This is a genomic window from Psychrobacter sp. AOP5-GZ1-6 (assembly GCF_052376345.1).
In the GTDB taxonomy this organism is placed as follows: domain Bacteria; phylum Pseudomonadota; class Gammaproteobacteria; order Pseudomonadales; family Moraxellaceae; genus Psychrobacter.
In genome coordinates this window covers 1-10576 of the sequence record NZ_JBQSVP010000112.1, presented here as the reverse complement: position 1 = coordinate 10576, position 10576 = coordinate 1, and the positions used below count along the sequence as shown (strand labels likewise).

Sequence of the window (10576 nt, the reverse complement as noted above, 5' to 3'; positions counted from 1 at the left end):
TTATAAAAAGAACCATAGCTACCATTCCTTAATTTTTTATCATACAAAGACTCCCACAATGGCGATGACCGTATTCTCTCGTTAAACTCCTTCCTAGTCATCAATACGATAGGATTTTCTCTCTCAATGCCTGTCAAGGGTGCTGGTGGTGCATAAAGTGGCTCATCGTTAGGGTCTGGTGTATAACCATCAGGGAAACAGGCACTTTGAAATGCTTCATAGGCGTGCGCTGAAAGTGTGACAAAGCCAACAGCTAACACGATAAGACTGTTTAACAACAATTTTGATTGAATCATGATGTTCCATAGCCATTTTAAAATAAGGATACAGTCAATGCTTATCCTGTCCCAAACCACCAAATACCTTCGTATTTTAATTTATAGCTAGGATACTTTAATCAATAGTCATGCCAGTAAACATATCGTATTTGCAGTTAACCTTACCCCAAAAAGATATATTTTTGCCATCATACTCGATATAAGTATGGATAGTCTCTGCATCCGATAGATATGCCTTATTATTCACTTTGTCCATATACTGCTCATACAGCTTATCAATGATCTCGCTAGCGGTTTTATCATCTATATTATCTATTGCTAATTTGAGAGTTTCGATCATCTCAATCCTTTCTTGCTCTAGGAGCTGGTGGTGATACTGATTTCTTTGTTTAAGATCATGATTGCCATAAGATAACTGAGTAAGCCTCTGACTCTCTTTCCAGTAATGTCCATCTAAATGACTCGTGACACGAATATAACTATTAGCACCCATCAGCTCTCCTAACGTTTTAAAACTATAAGAAGAACCATAGCTACCATACTCTAACTCTTTATCATACAAAGACTCCCACAGTGGTGATAACCGTATTCTCTCGTTAAACTCCTTCCTAGTCATCAATACGATAGGCTTTTCTCTCTCAATGCCTGTTAAGGGTTCTGGTGGCGCATAAGGCAGCTCATCGTTAGGATCTGGTATATAACCATCAGGGAAACAAGCACTTTGAAATGCTTCATAGGCGTGCGCTGACAGTGTGACAAAGCCAACAGCTAAAACGATAAGACTGTTTAACAACAATTTTGATTGAATCATAATAATAAAGCTGCCTGTTATTTGATACTTCTATCCTGACGAATGAGGTTCCATTGCCATTTAAATAAAGAGAGTAAACTGTCTTCGTATGGATTTTTTATTTCCGTATTGATTTTATTTGGATAATCCATCACGTTATCTGTGTAGCCTTGATAAAAAGCATGAGGTGTCGACTGACCGTTGTCAAAAGTATGAGGTAAGCTAAAACTATGGCCCAATTCATGAGAGATCTTTCCTAACCTAGTATTACCAGATGCAAACATAACGACTGTGTTTCCCCAGACGGTTTTTTTGGCAGAACAACTAGAACAAAGTGTCTGCTCTGTATTTTCTGCCGCCCCGTAGACTGCATAACTGAAATTTCCTGATAGTGGCTTATATACAGGAAAGTCTGTAAAAAAGACATATGTTTTTTGGTTATCACCATCATCATTAAGCTTCAGCTTACGGGCATCCTCATAGAGTGCTACCATTGTATCGCTAAAGGATTTAGCATGTCGGCTATCTATATAATAAGTATTTGTCGCAGGGTTAACCTGAATATAAGTCTTCATATTCTTATTTAAATTATCCAACATAGGTCTGGTAAACTGCTCACTGTTGGTGATATCCAAACTTGGCTCTCTACTCACCGTGCCTTGAACTAACGATTGGTTTAAAAAATACCGATTAACATACTGTTGTATGTCAATAGGATTAGGCATGGGAGACTCTTTTCCGTTCTTGAAGATGATGTAAGGAACTGCCTTAATATCAGCTTGCTTGATCGTATCATTCGGGTACACACACAACAAACCAACCGTTTTGGTTATTTTTTTAGTAGTAGCGATGATCTTAATGACTCTCACCTTATCACTACCAGTCGTGGCGGTAATATTTATTTTTTTACTGTTATCTCTATAGCGTCTAATCACTTTATTTTGCAGTTCTGGACCGTCAAAATGTCGCTTTAACTCAGTCTCACTCCCTCCCAGCAAATCAGCCAAAGTGCTAATACCTGGTGCTGTGATGCTGATACCACTATCATTGCCCGCATCAAACGAGATAGCAATACTTTCAGGACTCTGCAATGGGCAGATAGCTACTCCTAACAGTTGTTCTTGCTCCACTTGTAAGTATAGATCTACGCCAGTACTATTTTCATCTGAGCTATAACTGGTTGGAAAAATAGATAACCAAGCTGGTACGTAAGTTTCTTTTAGTACTGTTTCGATACTTTCAATTTCAGCGATTTTTTTGTCTGAAGAACTAAACCTACTATATTCATTAATTAAATCTTCAACTTTACCTTTATATAATCTCATAAGTGTAGTGTTATTTGTTGAAGAATCTTTACCTAATTCATATACTTCCTCAATATCGTAGATATACTCATCTCTTAGCCAATCAAAACCATAACTGCCATCATAATAATCTATAGAGCCTTTTATCTCATTAGCTGATAACGGCTTGATATCAGGCCGTCTAAAATGTACGGTAAACGGTTGCATTCTAGATATAGTAATTATAGCCGTACATTGACCCGTTCCAGTTGTACTTGTGGATGTTGGCAAATGACTAGAAACTGCCATAATTGATACCTTCAATCTGTAGATAAATTTGCATATTATAGACCATCTTTAACTTATCAGCGTGATTGAATACTGCCATTAACAGACCTGCGGTAGCAGCCTTACTCATACTGCTTACAAAGATTTTATACATAAAAAAAGCCCAACAATATTGGGCTCTTATAATAAGGTTATCAGTCTATGAATTACAAGCTACTTATGACAAATGACGACTTATAAACCTCCGTCATCTTTTAATTTATAAACGCACACGTGAGCCATTACTGAGCAAGCGATAGGCGATGGTATAAAATATCGCACAGAATACAAAAATAGCCGCCATCGAATACCAAACATTGACATCAGAGTAGCCAAGGATACCGTAACGGAATGAGTTGACCATATAAACGATAGGGTTCAATAACGAGATATTTTGCCAAAATGGTGATAGATTTTCCATCGAATAAAACACGCCACCAAGATAAGTAAGCGGCGTCAACACAAAGCTTGGAACGATAGAAATATCATCAAATGAGCGAGCAAACACGGCATTGATAAAGCCGCCAAGTGAAAATAAGATAGACGTGCCTAGTACTGTAAATACGGTCACAAATAAATGCTCAATACCTAAATCGGTAAAAAACAGCGCTACTATCGAGACAATAACGCCAATAGCCAGCCCGCGGAAGATACCGCCACTGATATAGCCCATCAAAATCGCATGTTTGGATACTGGCGATACCAATAGCTCTTCGATACTGGCCGTGAATTTGGCACTAAAGAAGCTCGAAACAACGTTAGAGTAACTGTTGGTAATGATCGACATCATAATCAGACCAGGTACGATAAACTGCATATATGGCACGCCGCCCATCTCACCCACACGCGAGCCAATCATCTTACCAAAGATAATGAAGTAAAGACTCATCGTGATGACTGGTGGCAGCAACGTCTGTGGCCAAATTCGCAAAATACGGCGAACTTCTTTTAACAGAATAGTGCGAAAAGCAATCCACTTTTTGCTCAATGACATGGTTTTATTAGGATCTATTATTTCTTGACTCATAACCCCGCCTCCTTCATGCTATCTGCACTTTGAATATTTTTATCCACCAAGCGCATAAACAGCTCTTCTAGTCGATTGGCTTTGTTGCGCATACTTCCTACTGTAATACCTTGCTCTGACAGCTGTTCAAAGACACTATTCAAAAACTCACCTTCCGTTAACGTCACTTCTAGTGTCTGCTCATCAGGCTGTGAAACTCCTGTCACTCCTTCCAAAACCACTTGATTGGTAAGCGGTGTTTCTAAATCAAAGACAAACGTCTCAACGGATAGCTGCGCGAGCAAATCTTTCATTTCTGTATTAATACGAATCTCACCATGATCCAAAATAGCAATACGCTTACATAGCTGCTCCGCTTCTTCTAGATAATGAGTAGTCAGAATAATCGTGGTTTTTTCTTCGATATTAATTTGCTGCATAAATTCCCACATAGAGCGGCGTAGCTCGATATCGACACCAGCAGTCGGCTCATCCAAAATCAATAATTTTGGCTTATGAATCAGTGCGCGTGCGATCATCAGACGGCGCTTCATACCACCTGATAGCTCACGTGATTTACTATCGCGTTTATCCCACAGACCAAGTGCTGTTAGCAGTCTTTTCGCTCTAGGACGTGCTTCTTTAGCAGAGATACCAAAGTAACCTGCTTGGGTAATCAAAATATCTTCGACTTTTTCGAACATATTAAAATTAAACTCTTGCGGTACGATTCCAAGATATTGCTTAGCAACAGATGGGTTCTCTAGTAAATCAGTACCAAAAATATGCACACTGCCTGTCGTAGGCTTAAATAACGAACTAATAATACCAATCATCGTTGACTTGCCTGCACCATTTGGACCAAGTAACGCAAAAAATCCACCTTGCGGTACGGTTAAATCCACCCCTTTTAGTGCTGAAAAACCATTGTCATAAGTCTTGGATAAATTCTTTATCGTAAGTGCTGGTACCTCAGACATGAAGACCTCTTTGTTTGTTATAAAGTATGTAAAAATATTTTGAGATGATAACTGTATATAAGATATATTGTAATGTCATAAAATGAGGTTGCTGTTTGAGAATTTCAACCACAATACGCCTTAAGTCTCATATTGATAATATTGATGATTAAAAAAGCGCCTATCTCATTGAGTGAGATAGGCGCTTTCTAGATATAAATCGTAAAAGCTTAGCTAAGCACTTATTAAAGATTAGCTTGCTGCTTCAACCATATAATCTACAGCATTTTGGACTTCTTCGTCAGGGATGTCTGCGCCACCTTTTGCAGGCATTGCATTAAAACCGTTGATAGCATGGGTATATAAGGTATCTGTACCTTTTGCTATACGAGGTCCCCAAGCGCCAGCATCAGCGAAAACAGGAGAGCCGAGCAAACCAGCTGCATGACAAGTATGACATACGGCATTATATACAGCCTTACCATCACGAGGTCCATCACCAGCTGCTGGACCAGCAGCACGTGCAGTTACATCACAGACTTCATCGTCTTCAAAGCATACGGTAGCCACAGGCTGAATACGAGCAATCAAGTTAGGATATAATGCAATAAGCTTTTGCACTTGCGGCGTATCTTGTGGAATTGGCTCTTCTTCAGCAACAGGTGCTGCAGCGGCAGTTTCTTCAGTGGCAGCATCGCCCTCTGTTGTATCAGCAGCAGCTTCGGTGTCAGTATCTGACTCAGTTGGTGCGCTTTCTACAACTTCTTGCGTTGCTGCTGCATCAGAGGCAGCTGCTGGCGTTTCTACAACACTTTCGGCTTGGCTCACCGCGATACTAGCAATTCCTAGAATGGCAGCTGCCGATAACATAACTACTTTTCTCATTCGTCACGTTCTCTTATTACATGTACAAAGGCTTGCACGGCTCAGACAAACTGTTTGTCCTCCTTTGATGATAACTAGTCATCAATAGCAAACAGAGTGCTAGCATGCTGGCACACTTGTAATCGGTGATTATAAATATGAATTCTCCCTAGCATTATAAGGGAAAAGACAGGTAAATTGCCATGCCTGTTTAATGACTATCTTGTTTTTTCTGAAAAAACATTAATCTCAGCCTTGATTTATTGGCTTTATGCTATTTATTTGTTAGACTAAGCGGTCTTTATTTTTCGATACTTCATAAGACCTTTGACACCTTTTAAGGTACTGTGTTGATCAATATAGCAGACTGTTTATTATGCGCTCGTAGCTCAGTTGGATAGAGTATCGGTCTCCGAAGCCGAGGGTCGTGGGTTCGATTCCCGCCGAGCGCACCACTATTTATAGCTTAAGTTTTGTTCAAATATCACCTCAAGCATTATATTGTTTGAGGCTTTTTTATGTCTGAAAATTTCTTTGAAGTATTTATTTATAAGGGTTAGTAGTTATATATTCATCAACTCTTAAGAGGCTGTCCACTCTCTAATGATATAATCACGATAAGGGTGCATGCATGTACTCTACCTCTTGAAAATCGGTGACCAAGTACTCGGTGAACCGCCCCAAGCTCTTCATTAACCCTTTGAGCATCAAACACACTTTCAAGCTTACCGCCAAGTGCTTCACGGTTGTTAGTGGTGAGTATGCCTTGTGGATCATTGTAGCCACTGACACCACTTTTGGTGATGCTGCTATCACTGTCACTATCTGTGCCGTAGCCAATGCCGTTCATGGTGGCTTGTGGTTTACCGGTGGTATTACCAATGCTTAGACCAATTGATAATGCCTCACCTTCATAACTCGTGGTATTTTTAATATCTTGTGAGCTAACACCTTGTTTAAAGACGATGTTGCTCTTGCCATTGGCTTGAGCTTCTTTTGAGGTGACAAACACGCCACCTTTGAAGGTGCCTTTGCCTTCAGCGACAATGTCGGCTTCGTTGGAGAAAATACCAGACTGCTCTCCAACGGCTTTGTAATCAGAGTTAAGATTGGTCTTGCCACCATTGACCGATAGGCTAGAGCCTGTACCTTTGGCAAGATCAAGGTCAGCACTAAAGCCCATGTTCTTTTGGTCGCTAGCAACCGCCGCCATGCCTTTCATACGCGCGCTGTCAGTATTACTACCAGCGTCAACGAGACTATCAATCGCTTTGGCATTGTCAATTAAGCTGTTAGAGACGGAGACGGTGAGTCCGCTTTGCTTAAAGCTTTGCTCGCTTTGATTGGTGTAGACGTCGGTGACGTTGTCAATATTAACGTCTTCAGCGCGGATAACGACGTTGCTCTGACTCGAATTTCGGGAGTCATAATCAACTATAGATTACTGGGCTAAAAACCTAGCCTACGTGCTACCAACAATTTAACCCATTATTTTTCAGTTATGGCCTATGCCCTAATTGTTGTTCAAAGATTAACCAAGATTCTTGGTCACCCTCTACAATATCACTGTATAACTCCCAATCGCTATCTACAATTTTTTTTAGAATAGGGTGCATATATTCTTCGGATAAATCTATATTTTCATCATGAAAGTATTTAAGCACTTCAATATCATCAATTTCCTCGGAATAGTATACTTTCAAGCCATAGCCTATATTTTCACTACATAAATAGTGCCAAACCACCTCATTATCATAATTAGTTTGCAGATAAGTTTGGTAAATATACACAAATTGGTTAGTCGATCTAAGTTTTGCTCTGATCATTTTATTTTCTCTCTTTTAGATGGTTTTTCTGCCGGATAACTGTAACTATTATTTTTATCTGTAGTTATCTTAATGTCATATGCCTTATTAGTTCTAGTATTGTATTGATAATGGATGGTAGTATTTCTTCCGTCTGCTCTTTTTATATTTGCTTCCATCTTCTGAAATCCTGCATCTATCGGAAACCTAGTATCATTATTCATATTTTGTAACCGTCTACCTGCTTTAGGATTATTAACAACCTGATTCCACAAAATTTGTTCCTCAACATTTCTTGGCGCTGTAACTTGAGGTGGTGTTTTATTAGGACTAGCAGTGCTAATTCTTTCTGCCGCTTTGATTCTTTCCATAGTCCTAGCCGAGTTATTTGCTCTATCATTTGTAGTCTTATTAGAATTAACTTTGGTTGGACCACTACCAGTACCAGTATATATAGGTAGGCCTAAAGAAAGTAGCTGAGTAACTTCATCTTTACTCAAAGCATTAGCTAATGCCTTTCCTGTCAGTCCTTTTTCATTCACTAAGTAGTTATGTCTAGCTAATGTAAGTGCTTGATCCAAATTTTGTGTATAACCAAGAACACCTACTGGACTCCAGTGATTTGTTTCCAAACTCGCTATAGTACCTTTTTCATTATCAGCTGCTTTTGCAAACTTATTCGCTAAGTTATCGTTAAGCATTTGGACTTCAGCTAAACTAAGATCACCCTCTTTGACCATTTTTAGTACTATTTCACCAAATAGTTTACTAGCTTTTTGGTAGAGAGCTTCAACGTTTGCTCGGCAACTACTACTGTTACAAGATTCGTAACTCTTTAAGAATGCAGTTAGTTCAGGCGCTTTACGCTTTTCTAGTTTATTGTAAAGCTGCTTCTCTTTAGCAGTAAGTTTGTCATAAGCCTGTGGTACAAGCATTTGATTGTTCTCAACCGCAACCTTACTGGTCTCAGCTGCATTAGCCGCATCATTTGCATTACCCGTAGTTGCACCGATAGTCAGACCGACTGCACTAGTAATAGCACTAATGGTATCTTTTTGCTCAGCAGTTAGGTTGGCAGGATCACTACTACCATAGAGAAACTTCGATAAAACGGGAGCCGTAGCCTCACCTGCTCCTGCCGAAATACCGCCCGTCACTGCATTATTACCAGTCGCATAGCTTACAGCAGCACCAAGAATGCTATGAGCTAATATATGTCCCGCTTGCTGGCTGCCAGTAAGACTATCTCCTTGGGTCTCACTTTGTTCTTTATAGTATTGTCCAATTTGATTAGATACAAAAGGACTAGCTACTTTAGCGACATAGCCTGTCGCGCCGTTTGAATTTGGTCCATAGATAGCGCCAGAGATAGCATCAAACAATAATCCTTGGTTTTGTACTTTGTCTGCTTGTTCGATAAGTTTATCGCGAGCTGTGGTATTACCTAGCTGTCCTTGTTCTTCTGCCTCATCCCTTAACTTCTTCTCCTTGGCATTAATCTCATTCTTGACTTTACGACGTTCTTGGTCAAAGGCTTGGGTAATCTGCGTCTGCGCCCCAAGCTCCTCATTGACCTGACTAGCATCAAATACATTCTCAAGAGTGCCCGCATACTCAGCACGGTTATCCGTCGTGATATCACTGTTTCCAGCAACACCCGTAATACCTGCACGAGTCACACTGCTATCACTGTCACTATCTGTGCCGTAGCCAATGCCGTTCATGGTGGCTTGTGGTTTACCAGTGGTATTACCAATGCTAACACCTGCAGAAATGGCATCGCCCTCATAGCTGGTGGTGTTTTCTATGTCTTGAGTCGTAATGCCACCTTTACTGACATAGTTGTTTAATCCATTTTGTAGGGCTTTGTCCGTGGTGGTAATCGCGCCGCCTATCAGATTGGTTGTGCCTTCGGTGGTAAGATCAATACCACCATCCCCTGTGAAGACGCCTGACTGCTCACCCACGGCTTGATAGTCAGCATTGACATTGGTCTTACCGCCATTGACCGAGAGACTGGAGCCTGCACCTTTGGCAAGATCAAGATCTGCACTAAAACCCATGTTCTTTTGGTCGCTGTCATAGGTAGCGGTGTATTAGTTTGAGATATAAAAAAAGCTACGATATATTAAGTATCGTAACTTTTAGGTTAGTCATACATTTTAAAAACTACTATCTTATATAAAGTTATTTTTTTAGTTACCAGATTTCTTAAGCATATTGTACAGAATTAAGATATAACTTCTAAATATACAGGCTCACTATTTAGCTCAATCTTTTTAGGATCATAGACTACCTCATTTTTTCTATTTTTATGAAATGTGAATGTAGAAAACTTGCCAATATCATCGTCTTGAAAGCTTACTAAAACAGTCAGACTTTCTAAAGGAAAATCACCATACCATTTTTCCTTAAATTTATTTAAAAAAATTATTGATTGAACGAAAGGGTCTTTATCCGTAAAATCTTCGATATGGAACTTATTAGTTGAAGCCTCAAAGCCAGAAAAATCAAGAAAGTCTGTTTCAATTTCTTTCTTATTGAGGGAACCCTTATTATAGTTAGTAGGAAAGATTTCCGCTAAAAAAATACAATCATCAACAGCTAAGAAACCTTGCTTAAGTACATCTTCCAGTCTTTTGTCTAAATCGCTTTCAAATATCATATTCTTGTTAGATGTTAGATAACTTGACATCAGTGAGTTAGTATAGATCATGATTATTCTCCTAAGTATTTTAAGCCTTTATTAATACCATTTCTAAAATTATCGTTTTTTAGTAATTTTTGTATAGACTTTGGTGCTACTAGACCATCAGAAATTTTACCAGTGTAGAGTTTTCCGTCCGCTGGATTATAATAGTACTTAGCGTTGTTCGCATCTTGATAATGTACTTGGCCAGGTCGCTCTCCAGGAGCTGGATTTTCCACATCTATTCTTGCTTTTGAACCTTTTTCTTTCCAAACAGTTTTACTACTAGTCTGAGTACCATTTGCTCCTAACATGGATGAACTTGAAGCGCTATTAGACGATTTACTGGTAACACCTTTAGCAACACGCGAAGCACCTACACCTACTGCGCCTTGAGCTATTACCCCAAGTATACCATCTTCTCTATACGCCGCATCACTTTGCCATCTTGAGTATCGACTTACAAACTGGTCATTATTAAACGTTACCCCTGTACGTAAGCTTCCCGTGCCAAGCCCACCTAAATTCTCTATTTGAGAATATAGTTTAGGGTCAAAAAGTGTGTCACCTTTATA

The 10576-nt window shown here is 39.5% G+C and carries 12 protein-coding genes and 1 tRNA gene; 1 reads left to right on the top strand and 12 read right to left on the bottom strand.

The features are described 5' to 3' along the window. The 7 genes from ACT3RN_RS12235 to ACT3RN_RS12205 form a co-directional block, all read right to left on the bottom strand. Positions 1-296 (bottom strand): hypothetical protein (locus ACT3RN_RS12235; protein WP_444518687.1); only part of this gene is annotated, 296 nt, incomplete at its 3' end. Positions 297-393: 97 nt separating this feature from the next. Next, positions 394-1089: a hypothetical protein gene (locus ACT3RN_RS12230; RefSeq protein WP_192520304.1), complete on the bottom strand. Its 696-nt coding sequence runs from the start codon at positions 1087-1089 to the stop codon at positions 394-396. Positions 1090-1106: 17 nt separating this feature from the next. Next, positions 1107-2660 (bottom strand): hypothetical protein, encoded by a 1554-nt coding sequence (locus tag ACT3RN_RS12225; RefSeq protein WP_442062906.1) that lies wholly within the window; start codon positions 2658-2660, stop codon positions 1107-1109. Continuing rightward, on the bottom strand, positions 2647-2793 hold the full coding sequence (locus ACT3RN_RS12220; protein ID WP_192520302.1) for a hypothetical protein: 147 nt from the start codon (positions 2791-2793) through the stop codon (positions 2647-2649). Before ACT3RN_RS12220 ends, ACT3RN_RS12225 begins: the two co-directional genes overlap by 14 nt. Positions 2794-2898: 105 nt before the next feature. Then, entirely contained in the window at positions 2899-3672 is a 774-nt protein-coding gene (locus ACT3RN_RS12215; protein ID WP_192520308.1) for an ABC transporter permease, read from the bottom strand. Positions 3673-3701: 29 nt separating this feature from the next. Then, positions 3702-4664, bottom strand: coding sequence for an ABC transporter ATP-binding protein (locus tag ACT3RN_RS12210; protein ID WP_192520301.1), 963 nt, complete (start codon positions 4662-4664; stop codon positions 3702-3704). A gap of 231 nt (positions 4665-4895) precedes the next feature. Beyond that, positions 4896-5528, bottom strand: coding sequence for a c-type cytochrome (locus ACT3RN_RS12205; protein ID WP_192520300.1), 633 nt, complete (start codon positions 5526-5528; stop codon positions 4896-4898). A 357-nt stretch (positions 5529-5885) separates the two neighbouring features. Between ACT3RN_RS12205 and ACT3RN_RS12200 the strand changes: the two genes are divergently transcribed. Then, positions 5886-5962 (top strand) — tRNA-Arg (locus tag ACT3RN_RS12200). A gap of 119 nt (positions 5963-6081) precedes the next feature. Here ACT3RN_RS12200 and ACT3RN_RS12195 read toward each other — a convergent pair. The 5 genes from ACT3RN_RS12195 to ACT3RN_RS12175 form a co-directional block, all read right to left on the bottom strand. Beyond that, positions 6082-6729: a hypothetical protein gene (locus tag ACT3RN_RS12195; protein WP_192992441.1), complete on the bottom strand. Its 648-nt coding sequence runs from the start codon at positions 6727-6729 to the stop codon at positions 6082-6084. 277 nt (positions 6730-7006) lie between these two features. Further along, positions 7007-7333, bottom strand: a complete 327-nt coding sequence (locus ACT3RN_RS12190; RefSeq protein WP_192992442.1) for a hypothetical protein — start codon at positions 7331-7333, stop codon at positions 7007-7009. After that, entirely contained in the window at positions 7330-9375 is a 2046-nt protein-coding gene (locus ACT3RN_RS12185; RefSeq protein WP_442060937.1) for a VENN motif pre-toxin domain-containing protein, read from the bottom strand. Before ACT3RN_RS12185 ends, ACT3RN_RS12190 begins: the two co-directional genes overlap by 4 nt. A gap of 167 nt (positions 9376-9542) precedes the next feature. Next, complete coding sequence (locus ACT3RN_RS12180; protein WP_192992506.1) at positions 9543-10028, bottom strand: hypothetical protein; 486 nt, start codon at positions 10026-10028, stop codon at positions 9543-9545. A gap of 2 nt (positions 10029-10030) precedes the next feature. Continuing rightward, a partial coding sequence (locus ACT3RN_RS12175) for a hypothetical protein (RefSeq protein WP_444518686.1) occupies positions 10031-10576 on the bottom strand: 546 nt, incomplete at its 5' end.

Bases quoted from the DNA above. Each gene is read 5' to 3' on its own strand.
- ACT3RN_RS12230 (WP_192520304.1), bottom strand. From the start codon at position 1,089: ATGATTCAATCAAAATTGTTGTTAAACAGTCTTATCGTTTTAGCTGTT.
- ACT3RN_RS12225 (WP_442062906.1), bottom strand. From the start codon at position 2,660: ATGGCAGTTTCTAGTCATTTGCCAACATCCACAAGTACAACTGGAACG.
- ACT3RN_RS12220 (WP_192520302.1), bottom strand. From the start codon at position 2,793: ATGTATAAAATCTTTGTAAGCAGTATGAGTAAGGCTGCTACCGCAGGT.
- ACT3RN_RS12215 (WP_192520308.1), bottom strand. From the start codon at position 3,672: ATGTCATTGAGCAAAAAGTGGATTGCTTTTCGCACTATTCTGTTAAAA.
- ACT3RN_RS12210 (WP_192520301.1), bottom strand. From the start codon at position 4,664: ATGTCTGAGGTACCAGCACTTACGATAAAGAATTTATCCAAGACTTAT.
- ACT3RN_RS12205 (WP_192520300.1), bottom strand. From the start codon at position 5,528: ATGAGAAAAGTAGTTATGTTATCGGCAGCTGCCATTCTAGGAATTGCT.
- ACT3RN_RS12195 (WP_192992441.1), bottom strand. From the start codon at position 6,729: ATGAAAGGCATGGCGGCGGTTGCTAGCGACCAAAAGAACATGGGCTTT.
- ACT3RN_RS12190 (WP_192992442.1), bottom strand. From the start codon at position 7,333: ATGATCAGAGCAAAACTTAGATCGACTAACCAATTTGTGTATATTTAC.
- ACT3RN_RS12185 (WP_442060937.1), bottom strand. From the start codon at position 9,375: ATGGGTTTTAGTGCAGATCTTGATCTTGCCAAAGGTGCAGGCTCCAGT.
- ACT3RN_RS12180 (WP_192992506.1), bottom strand. From the start codon at position 10,028: ATGATCTATACTAACTCACTGATGTCAAGTTATCTAACATCTAACAAG.